General features: G+C 46.9%; 14 protein-coding genes. All 14 read right to left on the bottom strand.

The features are described from left to right. Nucleotides 1-16 precede the first annotated feature (16 nt). The gene (locus tag DWX61_RS09880) at nt 17-2887 is read right to left on the bottom strand and encodes a DEAD/DEAH box helicase (RefSeq protein WP_118625055.1); all 2871 of its coding nucleotides are present in this window, start codon (nt 2885-2887) and stop codon (nt 17-19) included. 2 nt (nt 2888-2889) lie between these two features. Beyond that, nucleotides 2890-4995 (bottom strand): site-specific DNA-methyltransferase, encoded by a 2106-nt coding sequence (locus tag DWX61_RS09885; RefSeq protein WP_118625057.1) that lies wholly within the window; start codon nt 4993-4995, stop codon nt 2890-2892. Continuing rightward, on the bottom strand, nt 4979-5206 hold the full coding sequence (locus DWX61_RS09890; protein ID WP_118625059.1) for a helix-turn-helix domain-containing protein: 228 nt from the start codon (nt 5204-5206) through the stop codon (nt 4979-4981). Before DWX61_RS09890 ends, DWX61_RS09885 begins: the two co-directional genes overlap by 17 nt. 400 nt (nt 5207-5606) lie before the next feature. Continuing rightward, nucleotides 5607-6266: a vWA domain-containing protein gene (locus tag DWX61_RS09895; RefSeq protein WP_118625061.1), complete on the bottom strand. Its 660-nt coding sequence runs from the start codon at nt 6264-6266 to the stop codon at nt 5607-5609. 109 nt (nt 6267-6375) lie between these two features. Then, nucleotides 6376-7392, bottom strand: a complete 1017-nt coding sequence (locus tag DWX61_RS09900) for an O-acetyl-ADP-ribose deacetylase (RefSeq protein ID WP_110104171.1) — start codon at nt 7390-7392, stop codon at nt 6376-6378. 611 nt (nt 7393-8003) lie between these two features. Then, nucleotides 8004-8396: a 30S ribosomal protein S9 gene (gene rpsI, locus DWX61_RS09905; protein WP_059086106.1), complete on the bottom strand. Its 393-nt coding sequence runs from the start codon at nt 8394-8396 to the stop codon at nt 8004-8006. Between the two features lie 16 nt (nt 8397-8412). Next, nucleotides 8413-8841, bottom strand: coding sequence for a 50S ribosomal protein L13 (gene rplM, locus DWX61_RS09910; RefSeq protein ID WP_021650595.1), 429 nt, complete (start codon nt 8839-8841; stop codon nt 8413-8415). 243 nt (nt 8842-9084) lie between these two features. Next, nucleotides 9085-9822, bottom strand: coding sequence for a tRNA pseudouridine(38-40) synthase TruA (truA, locus tag DWX61_RS09915; protein ID WP_015527358.1), 738 nt, complete (start codon nt 9820-9822; stop codon nt 9085-9087). Nucleotides 9823-9979: 157 nt separating this feature from the next. Next, the gene (locus tag DWX61_RS09920; protein ID WP_118625063.1) at nt 9980-10783 is read right to left on the bottom strand and encodes an energy-coupling factor transporter transmembrane component T family protein; all 804 of its coding nucleotides are present in this window, start codon (nt 10781-10783) and stop codon (nt 9980-9982) included. Next, entirely contained in the window at nt 10780-11667 is an 888-nt protein-coding gene (locus tag DWX61_RS09925; RefSeq protein WP_118512915.1) for an energy-coupling factor transporter ATPase, read from the bottom strand. The genes DWX61_RS09920 and DWX61_RS09925 overlap by 4 nt, the downstream gene beginning before the upstream one ends. Further along, nucleotides 11652-12503: an energy-coupling factor transporter ATPase gene (locus tag DWX61_RS09930; protein WP_118625065.1), complete on the bottom strand. Its 852-nt coding sequence runs from the start codon at nt 12501-12503 to the stop codon at nt 11652-11654. Before DWX61_RS09930 ends, DWX61_RS09925 begins: the two co-directional genes overlap by 16 nt. A 14-nt stretch (nt 12504-12517) precedes the next feature. Further along, entirely contained in the window at nt 12518-13129 is a 612-nt protein-coding gene (yihA, locus tag DWX61_RS09935) for a ribosome biogenesis GTP-binding protein YihA/YsxC (RefSeq protein WP_118512917.1), read from the bottom strand. 66 nt (nt 13130-13195) lie between these two features. Further along, the gene (gene lon / locus DWX61_RS09940; protein WP_118512918.1) at nt 13196-15508 is read right to left on the bottom strand and encodes an endopeptidase La; all 2313 of its coding nucleotides are present in this window, start codon (nt 15506-15508) and stop codon (nt 13196-13198) included. A 17-nt stretch (nt 15509-15525) separates the two neighbouring features. Then, the gene (clpX, locus tag DWX61_RS09945) at nt 15526-16839 is read right to left on the bottom strand and encodes an ATP-dependent Clp protease ATP-binding subunit ClpX (protein ID WP_118512919.1); all 1314 of its coding nucleotides are present in this window, start codon (nt 16837-16839) and stop codon (nt 15526-15528) included. Between the last annotated feature and the right edge of the window lie 29 nt (nt 16840-16868).

A 16868-nucleotide genomic window follows, 5' to 3' on the forward strand; every position in this document is an offset into this window, starting at 1 on the left:
TATCTGTGTAATTAATTTAGTCTTCAAACACACCGTCTGTGTCAAAAATATGGTCTAACTCATCCGTACTGATTGCGGCAAGCACCTTATTGCGGATACTGCCTTTTGCAAGATCTAACCGCTTAAAGCGATTTTCTCCTGCTGCGTCTTTTCCAATACGTATCAGCTGCACTCTGCCAATTCTTGGTTCATTTGCAGCATAGTTTGCAAGTCCCTTAGCTTTGCCCAAGTTATCCTTGAAATCCGGATTGTGAGGTTCCAAAATATCAACGATGTACTTGAGAATTGGATCTTGGCGAACAATGATGAAATCCGGATAAAGCTCCTTACATTTCCCGTCCATTTCATAAGGCATCCGCAGTGACCAAGACTGTCGGGACGGATTACGCAGCCAGCAAACATAATCCTCTCGTTTTTGCTCTTCTGCCAAAACAGCCTGTTCCCAGCCATTCAACTTAATTTTTGCTATTCCATCTGCATTGGCAAAAAGATGATCCGTGTACTTTATTCCATCTGCTTCAACCTTGGCACTGATTGTCTCCGGAAGAGTAAAGTTGTGCTTACTGATTTCATCGCCGTTAGCAACAATATCGCTATACTGCTTTTGACACTTCTCCGGTTTAGCTACAATATATTTACGATACTGGTCGTTCAATTCATGGAACTTCTTCTCAGCGTATTTATTTAATTCCGCAATACACTCGCTGTCGAATGCGAACAGAATACAATCCACCTTAAAGGCGTTCGGATTGTCGAAGTCGATATATTTACGCCCATATGCCAAGTGGAAACCACATCCACCCATTTTTGCGTCTGCTACTCTTAGCTGACGATCAAGGTCAGACTCGGATGCAGTAAACATATCTATCTGGTTATCGCTTTGTATTTTCTCACCGAAAACATCGAATATCTGAACAGACAGTTTCATCTCCATGACTTGCTTTGTAAGCTCGTCATATTTTCCAGCATCATGCAAACCGTTCACATAGTTGCGGATAAGTTCAGCAACATCGTTTTTCACATCCTCAGCCGCCGTAATACAGATATTGAACTGCGATAACAGCCCTGCCAAGCTCATCAAAGACTTCAAATAACTATTGATTTTTACCGCACGGACGATATAAGTCAGATATCCCTGTTCATTGATGAACTTTGTAATTCCTTCACGATCTATTGTTGGAAGCATCGACATCTGCGATACAGCCGGTGTTAGCACTGGCTGCTCTTTTTTCTCAGATTGGTCACCTTCACTGGTTCTCTCAATTTCTTGACCTGCATGCACATCGTTTCTAGGCACTGTTTCCAGTGGAATCGTCTGGTGTTGTCCTTCTGCGGGAAGTTCTGAATCTACTCTACCTTGGTTCACTGCCACAACTCCAGAATTTGGCATATCGCCAACTGCTGTGGAAGATGCCACAGCAGGCTCTTCTTGGAAGCCATTCGGATAATCAAATATGCTCAACTGCCCCACCGTCAGTTTTTGCGTTTTCTTTCGCTGGTTGTGAACCGACCATGTATCATAGTTCTGCTCCTCAAGAGATTCACCATCGACAACTGTCGGAATCTCTCCACCTTCGGTTGCCTGCAATTCATCAATAACCTTTTGGACGGTATCCTGGTTGAAATACGGAAGGAATAGCCGCACATCATTTAAGGAGTCATCCACGAGAACATGACACTGAAGCGGTGTACGAACCATACGTCCGAGCAGCTGCGCAATATAGGTTGCGTCTTCCGCTCGCCGGAAGGACATCATAGTTTCTGCACGAGGGCAGTCCCAGCCAGTGGACAGATTTTCCTTAAATAAGACAACACGAATGCGGCGATCTTCTGCGATCTCGGATGGCTCGATATGCGGCACGGTCAATCCGTGAATCGACAATGTGCCTGTTGAACCGAAAGTATGCACAACTTCATTTTCCTTGAAGCTATCGCCCATACGTTCTTCGATTTTCGCAATTACATCGTCCAGATCGGTGTCAGATACTTTCGTACCGGAACCAGCGCAGACTTGGATAACAAACACCGGATTTACATTGGTGTAGTGCTGCTCATAGGTATACTGATACCAGTGCTTGCACTTATCCTGCCATTCGTCTGTTGCAGCCTGGAGAACGGCCATGTCACCGTGTTTAATTGGATCTTCCGGATAAGTGATTACAATACGATCTTTGAGCAATCCAGATTGGCGAACTTGAGCCGGGGAAATAATAACCTTATGCAATGTAGAATTTGTTGCCTGTCCTACAAGGGAATTAAAACGTTCGGCGGTCGCGCTCATTCCGATGACGACCGGAATGGGCGACAGATTCTGTTCGCTACTTCCCTTGATAAATCGCTGCATGATGGTAGTTGCCGTTCCCGCCTGGCGTCCCTGCATACCGCGGTGTGCCTCATCAATAATGAAATACAGACGATCAGCTTTTTCTCTTGCAGTATTTTCAATGGTCTCCCAAATCGTATACTGTCGCGTATCCGAATGACGGCTCAGATTACCGGCCTTGCCAAGCTTCTGCGTATTCAGAAAATAGATATGACCGTCCTCCAGAATCTCTCGGTCGAAAGATTCATCCGAAATCACTACACACTGATCCATACGGATCTTATCCGCCTTCAGCTCGATCTTCTGTTTAGACTGCTCATTCAGCTGTGGAGAATCCGAAAGCCATACAAAAATAGCCTCCGGCTGTTCAGTAAACTGCTCTGAACCGTAAAAGATATCTTCAATCAGAGCAGACATGATAATCGTTTTGCCAGAACCCGTTGGTGCCTGGAGCGAAACCACCTGAGGGATCTTCAGCATGCGATAGTTATTCAGCGCCATCGCCACGCGGAGGCGCATTTCATTGACCGCCTGTTTTTGAAATGGAAATAATTCACAAATCATTCTTAGTTTCTCCCTCTGTTCATGCGGAAGTGATCCAAGTAATCCCGGTAAAGCTGATACGCCTCTGTGACATTCAGATTTTTTACCATCGATTGATAATTCACTTCATAATCGGTTGCCAAGAATACGGTTTGGATTTCAGGATGTTCTGCAAGCTTTTCTGCAAAATCGGCAAATGAATTCTCGTTAATCAAGACCGCAAATTGATTCTCCGGCAAGATCAGCATGTCCGGAACTTGCTCTCCGGTTAATTCCGGGCATTTTCCTTTTGCACCAGTTTTCAACCACAACGTAGGCAGCATTTCCGAAAAACGCATACCGAGAGAAACCGCCGTCGGATCTAGGAAGCCAAGTTTGAAGAATGCTGCATTTGCCTTGAAACCGTCTGCCATATGCATCGGAGGCTCGCTACCAAGATAATCGCCCTTGAGGGGATTGCCATTTACATCTTGTCCCTTAATGGAGCAGACCGTGCGCGGCCAAGTAACATAGTGGGCGATGCCGAGTTTTTCCCATTCCGCATCGCCGGGCTGATAGCCTTTGTCTTTCAACATCTTCGCTTCATCTGCGGAGACCTCATTGTTGGTCACCATAATGCAGCGTCTGTGCCCGCCATCCTCGGCGTTGAGCAGATTTACGGCGTGCATAGTCGTGCCGCTACCTGCGAAAAAGTCAACGATTAGGGCATTGAGCTTATCCTTTGTCACAAAACGTATGGAATCGTGAACCGCATATACCGATTTTGGATATGCAAATTTTCGAGCTGCGAGTATATTTTTGATGAAAGTGCTTCCATGTTCACTTGCCGAATGAGATACCGTATTCCATATAGTTACTGGTTTTCTTGTTCCGATGGAATCAGCATATTCCAGTTCTAGTGTGCCTTCGTCCGTTTTGCCTGTGATTGCAATCTGTCCATTTTCGATCTTTTTGATCATTCCGTCTTGCAAATAAGAAACTGATCTTTTTCCATCTACGTTTCTTTTTCCAAATTTGATATAACCTTTTTCGAGATACTTTCTGAAAGAAGGTGGATACAATCTCCATTGCAATTCCTGCCCTGACCCACTAACAGGAAACATTGCAATAGTATTTTCTGGGCAAATGACTTCGGTTCTATTGGCGTCTGGTGCGAGTGGCTCTCCTACGGAATGATATTTTCCAGTATCCTTATCTATAAAAATCGGATAAAAAAGACTAGGAATTCTGGTTCTAGTTGATCCCTCGCCGTTCCTCATAAGCCCAGCCCATCTGACACTTCGGTTATTAGATTCGACTTCTCGTAGCATATCTGATGCGCAAGGATATACTTCAGCCGTTCCAATAAATACAAAGAATAGATATTCATCAACTCTTGAAAATCGACCTGTTCTAGCAGACCCTTTAGGATTGATTACAGATGATATCATTTGAATTTCTGCCTCTGGGAACATTTCCTCTAGCAGGCAACCAAGGTGCAGATATTCTTTTTCATCAATAGTGACAATCAAAACAGAATCTGCCGGATTCAACAGCTTCTTAGCGAGTTTCAGGCGGCGCTCCATGAAAGAAAGCCATTTGCTGTGGCGATAAGCGTCATTGCCGTCCACATAGTCGTTGTTGTATTTCCAGTCTTTTGCTCCGGTATTGTAGGGCGGATCGATGTAGATGCAGTCCACCTTGCCTGCGTACAGGTATTCCAACAGTTGCAGGGCATGATAGTTGTCCGCTTCAATCAGCGTGTGCCAAAGATTGCTATCCGGTGCATTGCAAACTGAATCCAACGGTTTCAGATAGGGATAGATGGATTCTCCAAATTCCGCAACACGAACGATATCCTTCAGCTCAAAGGTGACCGCTTCATCTTTCTGTTCCGGTTTAACGCAAACAGCAGTATCGCCTTCAACCTTCAGCACAACATAGATAGCTTTGTCATCCTTGCTGTCCCGGAGCATAACATTACAGCCTCTTTTGATAGGCATATCATAGAGAGGCGTGCTTTCCGGCATATGTTCTTCAAAGACCAAGCCGAATTTCTTCTGCTTGGCCATTTTACTCACTTCTTCCTGAATTCTATTTCGAAGAGTCTCATCTTGGATCTGACTAATTAAATCATTGATTGCAGCCATTGGTACGACCCCTTTCTTCGTTTTCTTTTTTCTTCACGTAGCGACCACTCTTGATTCTTGCGTCAGCTGGCTTTTCCGCATCCGCTGGAATCGCCCAGTATGAACCGATTTTTGTTGCTCCGGGAATTCGTCCGGCTTTACAAAGATCACTGATCCATCTTGCCGAAAGGTTCCATTTTTCCGCTGTCTGTCTGATTGATAAATAGCCCATGCAATTCTCCGATCTAATTCGAGCAATTTCCACAAGTAATCACAATAATTTTACTCCAAACCTCGCGGAAAATCAAGTCAAAGACCCTTCCTCGTGCTCAATATTTTGTGCACCTCGCTCTTCTGCAAGCAGGGCTTTCGTGACACGAAAGCGATTTTCTGCTTGTTGGGGAAGTCTCCACTCCGTTCCGGTCCGCGCAAAACCGAGGTCCACCGGACCTCGTGCGCCCCCAATCCCCATAGAACGCTGCCTGTGGCATCGAGCTGCACGTCTCCGTTCCACTCCGGTCCGCGCAAAGCAGACGTCCACCGGACGTCTTGCGCCCGTTCCGGATGCTTTAACGGCAGTTCCTGCCAAAGAAAACGCCGGAGTGAATCATCACCCCGGCTTCAAAAAACATTTACTTGTGCTTGCGGCCTCCACGCTTTTTGTAGTCCTCGTCTATACGCTTTTTCCAGTCTGCGCTCAGCGGGGCACTGCACCGGACAGAGCTGATTGCTTCGCTGACCACCTCATAATTCAACGCGGTTCCTTCACTATCGCACTGATAGTTGACTGCACGATCTGCACCGATTCCGAACTGGCTTGCAGTCTCTACTGCGTCAATATTGGCACCAAGGAACAAAAACTCCCAACCGTATTTCGCTTTCTGCCGCTCGATCATCTGCTTCACTTTTTCGCTGTTGTACCGGCGGCTGGCATTTTCCATTCCGTCCGTAGTGATTACGAACATGGTGTGCTCTGGGACATCTTCCGGTCGTGCGTACTTATGAACATTTCCAATGTGATGAATCGCACCGCCGATGGCATCTAAGAGTGCTGTGCATCCGCGAACTATGTAGTCACGGTCAGTCATCGGTCGGATATCCTTTACATTTACACGGTCGTGCAGGACTTCGCTCACATTGTCAAACAGCACCGTTGAGATCAGTGCTTCGCCCTCTGCTTTTTTCTGCTGCTCAATCATGGAATTGAATCCGCCGATGGTATCCCGTTCCAATCCGCTCATGGAACCGCTGCGGTCTAAGATAAAAACGATCTCTGTTAAATTTTTTCTCATATGCTTGTCCTCCCAAAAGATTATGGCTACTCGGTTTCGTACCTTACAGCCATAATATAGCGATTTTCTTTTGTGAAGTGGTCGCATAGAAAACGACATTTCTTTGTCCTTATGCCCCGATCAGGCTCTGGTCAAAAGCAAACAATGCCTCGTTAATTTCATACACATTGTAGTTTCCCCGTTCGACAAAATATTCTACAATGATATCGAATTTGCTCGAATGGGAAAGGGTAAATCCTGCCTTGCCGAGCATCTCCTGCATCTGGGCAAGCGGCAGCTCCAAAGCGAGAGCAAATGCCAGCACTGTTGGTTTGGATGGCTTATAGAATTTATCAGAGCGAATTTTGGAAAAGAGCTTCCGGTCAATGTTTGCCTTCTTGTAGCACTGAACATCCGTCATGCCGCTTTCGTCAATCTTCCGCAGCAGCATTTCCGAAAAGCTCTCATCAATCTGCCCCAGTGCCTCCTCCAGAGATTGACTGCTGCAAGATTTACAGATTGCTTCGGACGGCAGCGGGGCAGATGCAGCTTCAAAGCAGGATTCCTCTGACAACGCTTCAAGCCGCCGTCTCTGTTCTACTCGACTGTCGGTATGTTCATCCACATACCAGTCATCTATGTACGCCGCGATATCAGCAAACAGTTTTCCGCTAATCTGATATGCCTTCTTATCAAAGATAACGATGTAGACCATCATCTCATTTTCCAGTAAGAATGCACTGATGGTATCGACTGCAACCTTCAGAGCCTGGTCTTTTGGATAGCCGTAGATGCCGGAGGAAATCAGCGGAAAAGCCACCGCCTGACAGCCATTTTCTTTTGCCAGGTTCAAAGATGTCCGATAACAGGATTCCAGAAGCTGTTGTTCCTGATGCTTGCCATCTCGCCAGCGCGGGCCGACTGCATGAATCACATATTTGCAGGGCAGGCGATATCCCTTTGTGATTTTTGCGCTGCCAGTCTCGCAGCCATGCAGCGTACTGCATTCTGCAAGCAGTTCCGGTCCAGCGGCACGATGAATGCAGCCGTCCACACCACCGCCGCCCAAAAGAGAAGTGTTGGCAGCATTGACGATTGCGTCAACGCGCATTTTTGTAATATCGTTTCTGATAATCTGTAACGGCATGAAGCATACCTCCCATTCGTCCGATCAGAGTCCTTGTCTGATCAAATATCTATTAAAGTGTCTCATACATTGCTTTCAATTTTTTCGGCGCTACACCGTTCCTGCAAATACACTGCCATAAAGGGCAAATATATTTGCTTCCCGTCCGTATTGTTCTATGCTATAATACTATTGTTGTCCAACCGAAACCCGGCAACGGGAGGAGGTGAACCTCATGGAATTTATTATTTCTTTCTTTGTCTCCTGCATGGCTGGTGTAGCCTGCCACTACATCATCAAATGGTTAGACGGCGACAAGTAAGGACAGCACTGACCTAGTGGTTTCTTGTCCACTATAAAAAATAAGAAGAAGCCCTCAGTATTCGCGGTACTGGGGGCTTCATTCTTTTTGTCCTCATGGACTTATTATTTCTTTTGCCTACTGGCATTATATCATACACAATTTTTCTTTGCAATATACTCAATATATTTTTTAAAGTGTTTTGTGCGCTACGTGTGTTCTACACTTCAAAATCGACCCCTTTTTAGAAAATTTTAGAAATTTCAGATATAAAAACCCCGGAAAATCAAGGCTTTCCGAGGTTTTAATAAATTTCCGTATTCGATTGGAATTATCGCTTGCTGAACTGCGGAGCGCGACGAGCTGCTTTGAGACCGTATTTCTTACGCTCTTTCATACGTGGATCACGTGTAAGGAATCCAGCAGCTTTAAGAGCCGGTCTGTAGTCTTTGTCTGCCTCAAGGAGTGCTCTGGAAAGACCATGACGGATTGCTCCAGCCTGTCCTGTGTATCCACCACCGTGAACGTTAACGATCACGTCGAATTTACCCTCTGTCTCTGTTAAAGCCAGTGGCTGACGAACGATAACTTTCAGAGTCTCAAGTCCGAAGTACTCATCGATGTCTCTTTTATTGATAGTGATTTTACCTGTTCCAGGTACCAGGTAAACTCTTGCGATTGATTTCTTTCTTCTTCCTGTTCCGTAGAATTTTGCGCTAGCCAATGTTTTCTACCTCCTATTAAAATGTTAAAACTTCAGGCTTCTGAGCCTCATGTTTGTGCTCTGGTCCTGCGTATACGAAAAGTTTCTTGTTCATAGCTCTTCCAAGAGGTCCTTTCGGAAGCATTCCCTTAACTGCGAGCTCGATAACCTTCTCAGGTTTCTTTGCTAACATTTCTTTTAATGTGGTTTCTTTCATTCCACCAACATAGTCGGAGTGGTTATAATAAATCTTCTGCTCAAGCTTCTTGCCTGTAACTTTGATCTTATCAGCGTTTACAACGATTACATAATCTCCTGTGTCAACGTGCGGTGTAAACTGAGGTTTGTTCTTTCCTCTTAAAACACTTGCAACACCGGATGCCAGACGTCCCAGAGTGCAACCCTCTGCGTCAACTACATACCATTTTCTTTCGATTTTATCCGGATTAGCCATATAAGTCTGCATGGTCCTACCTCCTGTTATTTATCAACGATAATGTTTCTCAAACCGCGGTACTTCCGCGAAAAAAAGTAAATGGAAACGCGGGTGCAAAATAAATCGCGGAAATGTCCGAAACCGCTGATAAAATGCCGTCGCCGGGGCTATTGGCTCAAGCATCTTCGCACTACGTCACATTGAGTTATTATATTATAAGGCATCTTGCCTGTCAACTGTTTTTTCTTGTAATTTTCAACAAAATTCCTGTTTTCAGAAAAACTCGATTCCCATCAATGTCAGCCCCTGCGCCGGTGCTGTGGGACCTGCTGCCCCGCGGTCACAGGCTTTTAAAATCTTATCCATACGTTCCGGCGGATACTGTCCGTTCCCGATCTCGATCAGAGTTCCTGAAATAATACGCACCATATTGTAAAGGAAACCTGTTCCTGAAATGCGGATGGTCACCATATCACCATCTCTCCACACATCCATGGAGGTCACGGTACGGATGGTGGTCTTCACCTGTGCGCCGGAGCCGCAGAAGCTGGCAAAATCATGGCGTCCGATCAGATATGAGGTAGCCTCCTTCATCTTATCCACATCCAGCTTGTAATGGTAAAAATAAGAGTACAAACGCTCCGTTGGCACCGGAAACTTCCGGTTCAGGATACGATATTCATATGTTTTTTCACTGTCACAGTAACGGGGATGAAAATCCGGCTCCACCTCCTCAGACAGCTGAATACGGATATCCTCCGGAAGTCTCTGGTTCAATGCATAAGAAAATTTTTCTCCGGGTATTCTGGATTCGGTGTCAAAAACCGCCACATTTCCAAGTGCATGAACCCCTGCGTCTGTGCGGCTTGCGCCGATCGTCTCGATCTTTTCTCCCAGAAGCTCACTTAAGGTATCGTTTAAAACGCCCTGAATGGTGATTCCATTTGGCTGTGTCTGCCAGCCTGAGTACTTGGTTCCATCATAAGCTACAACAAGTCCTACTCGTTTCATATAATATATTCCCTCCTGATACAGACATCCCTGCAGTACTTCCCATCCCAAAACAGACATACCGTCCTGCAAAATGCCTGCCTGATTCGGTTACAGTTCCGCTATGCAAAATGCAACGCTTCGGACCGTTCCATGTCTAAGTACCTGCAGGATTCGGTTACAGTCCTGCCACGCGGAATGCAACCCCCACAGCAAGATATACCACAAGGATCCCATAGGCCGCATAATCTCTTTTTTCGTAATGCAGAGGCTTCATCTGGGTTCTGTTGTCACCACCATGATAACATCTGGCTTCCATTGCCATGGCCAGATCATTGGCACGGCGAAAAGCAGAAATAAATAACGGAACAAGAAGAGGAACCATGTTTTTCGCCTTCTGGATCAGGTTTCCGTTTTCGAAATCTGCACCTCTGGCGATCTGGGCTTTCATGATCTTATCCGTCTCCTCCAGAAGGATTGGAATAAAGCGAAGAGCAATAGACATCATCATGGCGATCTCATGTACCGGCACCCGGATCTTGTTCAGCGGACGGAGCAGTCTCTCCAGACCATCTGTCAGCTGATTCGGCGTGGTAGTCAATGTCATGATGGAAGAACCGATCACAAGGTAAACAAGACGGATCGCCATTCTTCCTGCAAGAACAAGGCCTTCCCTTGTGACCTTGATGATCCCGAAACGCCACAGCACTTCGCCAGGCGTCAGGATGATATTGAACACAACCGTGATCAGAAGGATCATAACGATAGCCTTCAGACCCTTGAACATGAATTTCACCGGAACCTTGGATATTGCGATCATAGCAACCAGAAATACTGTTGCCACCGCATATCCGAGAAATGTATGGAACAGGAACACAGAGATCAAAAATCCCAGAGTTCCCAGAAATTTGGTCCGTGGGTCCAGTCTGTGAAGAACGGATTTGGCCGGATAATACTGACCGATAGTAATATCTCTGATCATTTTTCCGCCCCTCCTTTGTTCAGTAATGGAGAGTTTGCCTGCGCAAGTGCGGCAAGGATGCTGTCTCTGGCTTCCTCCACCGTTGTGGCATTTGCATCCACATGCAGCCCATGTTCCTTCAGCGCATGCATGATATAAGTGATCTGCGGTGCGGCAAGTCCCATGGTTTCCAGTTCCTTATAATGTGAAAAAACCTTCTTCGGTTCATCATCAAATACAGCTTCTCCGTGGTTCATAACAATGAGACGCTCCACATATTTCGCAATATCCTCCATGCTGTGAGAAACCAGAACAATGGTTATCCCTCGCACCTTATGAAGCTCTGCGATCTGATCCAGGATATCATCCCTGCCCTTCGGATCAAGCCCTGCTGTGGGCTCGTCCAGAATCAGGATCTTCGGATTCATTGCAAGAACCCCTGCAATAGCTACCCTTTTTTTCTGGCCTCCGGAAAGCTCAAAGGGTGATTTCTTGAAATTGGATTCTTTTACCCCAACCTGAATCAGAGCCTGCTTCGCTTCTTTCTCTGCTTCTTCCCTGGAAAGTCCCTGATTCATGGGGCCAAAGCATACATCAGAGATCACATCATTTTCAAACAGCTGATGCTCCGGGTACTGGAACACCAGACCAACCTCGCTTCGGAGCTGTTTCCGGTCATATTTCTCAGCCCACACATCTTCTCCGTTATACAGAACCTGGCCGGATGTTGGCTGTACCAGCGCATTCAGATGCTGGATCAGCGTGGATTTTCCGCTTCCTGTGTGTCCGATGATCCCGATAAACTGGCCGTCCGGAATCACAAGGCTGACATCCTTCAGCGCATGGCTCTCATAGGCTGTCCCGGGGCTGTAGGTATAAGTTACATTTTTTAATTCGATTGACATAATGCGCTCACCAGCTCCTCTGTAGTCAGTATTCCATCCGGAACATCCACGCCGGATTTCTTCAGTTCATATGCAAGAAGTGTTACCTGTGGTACATCCAGTCCATACGCCTTAAGGGTATCCACCTGGGAAAAAATCTCTTTAGGATTTCCCTGCATCACAACATTTCCGCTGTCCATGACGTAGACACGGTCAGCATGGATCACTTCCTCCATGTAATGGGTGATCAGAATGACTGTTACCTTTTCCCTACGGTTCAGCTCCCGCACTGCCTCCAGGACTTCCTTTCTTCCGTTAGGATCCAGCATGGCGGTAGGCTCATCCAGGATGATGCACCGCGGGCGCATGGCCATCACGCCTGCAATAGCCACTCTCTGCTTCTGTCCTCCAGAAAGCTTGTTTGGGGACTGATAACGGTAGGCTGTCATACCGACTTTTTCCAGGCTGTCATTCACACGTTTCCAGATATCATCTGTAGGAACTCCCATGTTTTCCGGGCCAAAGCCTACGTCCTCTTCCACAACGGTTCCTATGATCTGGTTATCCGGATTCTGAAATACCATTCCTGCCTTCTGGCGTACCTTCCAGAGTTTGGTCTCTCTGGCGGTATCGATCCCGTCCACCAGCATCGTTCCCTCTGTTGGGATCAGAAGCGCATTCATATGCTTCGCCAGTGTGGATTTTCCGGATCCGTTATGTCCCAGAACTGCCACAAATTCTCCTGCTTCAATGTCCAGGTTCACATCATTGACTGCACGCTGCATGTCTACCACATTGCCGTCATCATCGTATCTCTGATAGTCAAATCCCAGCTTGAGCGCCTTGATAATTCCCATCTTTTCTGCTCTCCTTAATCCTCTGTAGCTGCCGGTTCACCAAGGCCGGTCAACTCATCGATCAGTGCCCATATCTCGTCTCTTCCCTGCTTTGTCTCCGCAGAAAACGGAAGGATCTTTCCCTCTTTCGGGAGGCCCAGTCCGATGCGGATTTCCTTCAGGCTTTTTGCCACCTGGCTGCGTTTCAGCTTGTCAAGCTTGGTCGCGATGATCACCGGCTCATATCCGTTGTGGCAGATCCAGTCATACATCTGCTTGTCATTGGCTGAAGGCTTGTGACGGATATCCACCAGGAGAAAAACCGCACGGAGTTCTTTGGAATTATGGAGATAGCCCTCGATCATTTTTCCCCATTTTTCCTTCTCTGCTGCAGAGACCTTGGCGTAGCCGTAGCCCGGCAGGTCTACGAGATACATTACTTCATTAATATTATAAAAATTGATCGTCTGTGTTTTTCCCGGCTGTGCACTGGTTCTTGCCAGGGCCTTGCGGTTCATCAGACCATTGATCAGGGAGGATTTCCCTACATTTGATTTTCCCGCAAAAGCTACCTCCGGCCTTCCTGTGTCCGGGATCTTGCTTGTGATGCCGCAGACGATATCCAGCGATACGTTTTTGATTACCATTCGTTATTCCTCCCTTTTCTTTTAAAAGCCCTGTCCTGAAGGTCAGGGCAGGGTTTTTCTGTTTTTTTATGCAAGAGCTTCACCGAGAACTTCTTTCATGTTATCCACAAACCGGATATTCAGTCCCTGGATGATCTCTCTGTCCATCTCCTCGATATCCGGACGATTTTTCTCCGGAACAAGGACTTCTTTGATTCTGGCATATTTAGCTGCAAGCAGCTTCTCTTTCAGTCCGCCGATCGGAAGTACACGGCCTCTTAAGGTGATCTCACCGGTCATGGCAAGATCCGCACGTACCGGTTTTTCGATAATTGCAGACAGCATGGCAGTTGCCATTGTAATACCTGCAGACGGGCCATCCTTCGGAACGGCACCCTCCGGGATATGTACATGCATATCATGCTTCTGGAAAAATTCCGGGTCGATCTCATATTGGTCAGAAACCGAACGGATATAGCTGATACCTGCCTGTGCAGATTCCTTCATCACATCTCCAAGCTGTCCGGTAAGAAGCAGCTCGCCTTTTCCGGGCATGATATTGACCTCGATCTGCAGGGTATCACCGCCTACCTGTGTCCATGCAAGACCGCGGGCGATCCCGATCTCATCCTTCTCATTGGCCATCAGATAGTTATATCGTTCTTTGCCAAGGAATCTGGAAATATTTCTGGATGTGACAACTACCTTATCCTTACCCTCTTCCATGATAGCACGTGCAGTTTTTCTGCAGATACGTCCGATGCTTCTCTCCAGAGAACGGACTCCCGCTTCCTTGGTATAGTTGTTGATCAACTTGCCAAGAGCTGCCGGCTGGATCACCAGCTTGCCTTCCGGAATACCGTTGATCTCCATCTGCTTCGGGATCAGATGTTCCCTTGCGATATGTTCCTTCTCATTTTCCGTATATCCCGGGATTTCCATCAGCTCCATACGGTCAAGAAGAGGTCTCGGGATTCCCTGAACATCATTTGCAGTAGCAATAAACAGTACCTCGGAAAGATCCTGGGGAATCTCCACATAGTGATCATTGAACTTACTGTTCTGCTCCGGATCCAGAACCTCCAGAAGTGCTGCGGAGGTATCTCCCTTATAATCGCTGCTGGTCTTGTCGATCTCATCAAGAAGCATCAGCGGGTTGCTGACTCCGGCTTCCTTCAGTGCGACTGTGATCCTTCCTGGCATGGCACCGACGTAAGTCTTTCTGTGGCCACGGATCTCTGCCTCATCACGGACACCTCCAAGACAGATGCGGACATATTTCTTGTTCATGGCCTCTGCCACAGAACGTGCAATGGAAGTTTTTCCGGTTCCCGGAGGTCCCACCAGACAGAGGATCGGACTCTTTCCCTTGTGGGTCAGCTTACGTACAGCAAGGAATTCCATGATACGCTCTTTGACCTCTTTCAGTCCGTAATGCCCCTCTTCCAAAACCTTCCATGCGTTCTCAAGATCCTCGGAATCCTCGGATTTCTTATTCCACGGAAGTGCAAGAACGGTTTCCAGATAGCCTCTCTGCACCGTTGCCTCTGCGGCACTGGCTGCCATTCCTTTAAAACGGCTGATCTCCTTGGAAATCTTCTCTTTTACTTCATCAGATGCATCCAGCTCCTTCAGCTGTTTTTTTAATTCATCGATATCATCTGCAGTATTCTCCTCACCCAGCTCCTCACGGATGGTTTTCAGCTGTTCACGGAGGATATACTCTCTCTGATTCTTGTCGATATGGGATTTCACTTTGCGCTGAAGATCTTTGGTGATATGGATCACCTCGATCTCGCTGCCAAGAAGCGCTCCAAGGATCTCATAACGGTCATTCAAAGACACTGCTTCCAGAAGCTTCTGCTTGTTCTGATACGCCATCGGAAGATTTACTGCGATCTGGTCGATGGTTTCCTGCACATCTTCGATGTTCATAATCTGGGTTACCAGATCCTTGCTTACTTTTCCACTTTCTCTGCAGTATCTCTGAAAAAGCTCCCGGATGCTGCGAAGCATGGCGTCCTTTACCGGTTCCGGGTAATCCTCTTCCTGCGCCGTAACGATCTCGCATTCCGCCTTCAGATATGGTTCCTCCTGCTCCAGGCCCAGAACCTCTGCCCTGTCCAGTCCCTCTACCAGAACCCGGTAAAGATCCTGCGGAAGCTTCACCACCTGCTTGATATAAGCGACGGTTCCTACCTGATACAGATCAGTAAGTTCCGGTATTTCCACCTCAGGATCCTTCTGTGTCAGCAGAAAGATCTTCTGGTCATGGAGCATGGCTGCTTCCACGGCACGGATAGATTTCTCTCTGCTCACATCAAAGTGTACGATCATATCCGGAAGGACTGTGGTCCCACGGAGAGCGATCATTGGCAATATATTGACCTGATTTGTCATTTATGTCATTCCCTTCATCAAGCTGTTTCCGGCTTGCCTTTCTTTCTCGAACGGGATGTTTTGCGTCCTGCTTTTTTTGCAGGAGCCTTGGCCTCCCCGTGGATGATCTCCGGCTCTCCGGTTCCCTCCACTGCCTCTTTTGTAACGATACACTTACGGATGGTGTCGTCAGATGGTGTCTTGTACATCAGATCCATCAAGGTATGCTCCATGATAGCACGAAGTCCTCTGGCACCTGTTTTTCTCTCAAGAGATTTCCGGGCAACTGTCTCAAGTGCTTCATCCTGGAACTCAAGCTTCACGCCATCCAGCTCAAAAAGCTTGTCATACTGCTTTGTGAGGGAATTCTTAGGCTCCTTCAGAATACGGATCAGCGCTTCTTCATCCAGAGAATCCAAGGTTACCACGACCGGAACTCGTCCGATAAACTCCGGGATCAGACCGAATTTAATAAAGTCCTCCGGCATAACCTCCTTCAGAACCTCGCCCACATTGCGGTCTTCCTTCTCGGAAACCTCCGCTCCGAAACCAATGGATTTGGTATCCTGTCTTGCCTCGATAATCTTCTCCAGTCCGTCAAAGGCACCACCGCAAATAAACAGGATGTTTGTAGTATCGATCTGGATAAATTCCTGATGAGGATGCTTTCTTCCTCCCTGAGGAGGTACGCTTGCAACGGTTCCTTCCAGAATTTTCAGAAGTGCCTGCTGTACGCCCTCACCGGACACATCTCTGGTGATTGATGTATTCTCGGATTTTCTTGTGATCTTATCGATCTCATCGATATAAATGATTCCGTACTGAGCACGCTCAATATCGTAATCGGCTGCCTGAATGATCTTCAGAAGAATGTTCTCAACATCCTCGCCAACATAGCCCGCCTCTGTGAGAGTAGTGGCATCTGCGATGGCAAAGGGAACATTCAGCAGTCTTGCCAGTGTCTGTGCAAGAAGTGTCTTACCGGAACCGGTCGGACCAAGCATCAGGATATTACTCTTCTGCAGCTCCACATCCAGGTTTCTTGAAGCAAGAATTCTCTTGTAATGATTGTAAACAGCTACGGAAAGTGCCTTCTTGGCATCATCCTGTCCGATCACATACTCATCCAGGATACTGTGGATCTCTTCCGGTTTCAGAAGGTTGATCCCTGTTTCATAATCTGCCTCATGATCATACATACTGAATTCTTCTTCCATGATCTCGGAGCAGATCCCGATACATTCATCACAAATATATGCTCCATCCGGACCTGCGATCAGCTTGCGTACCTGATCTTCAGTCTTATGGCAAAAGGAGCATCTTACCTTTCCTTCTTTTACTTTATCTGCCATATCTTTTTGTTTCCTTTCTAAACGTAAAT

The sequence above is a fragment of the Ruminococcus sp. AF20-12LB genome, assembly GCF_003478985.1.
GTDB lineage: Bacteria > Bacillota > Clostridia > Lachnospirales > Lachnospiraceae > Blautia_A.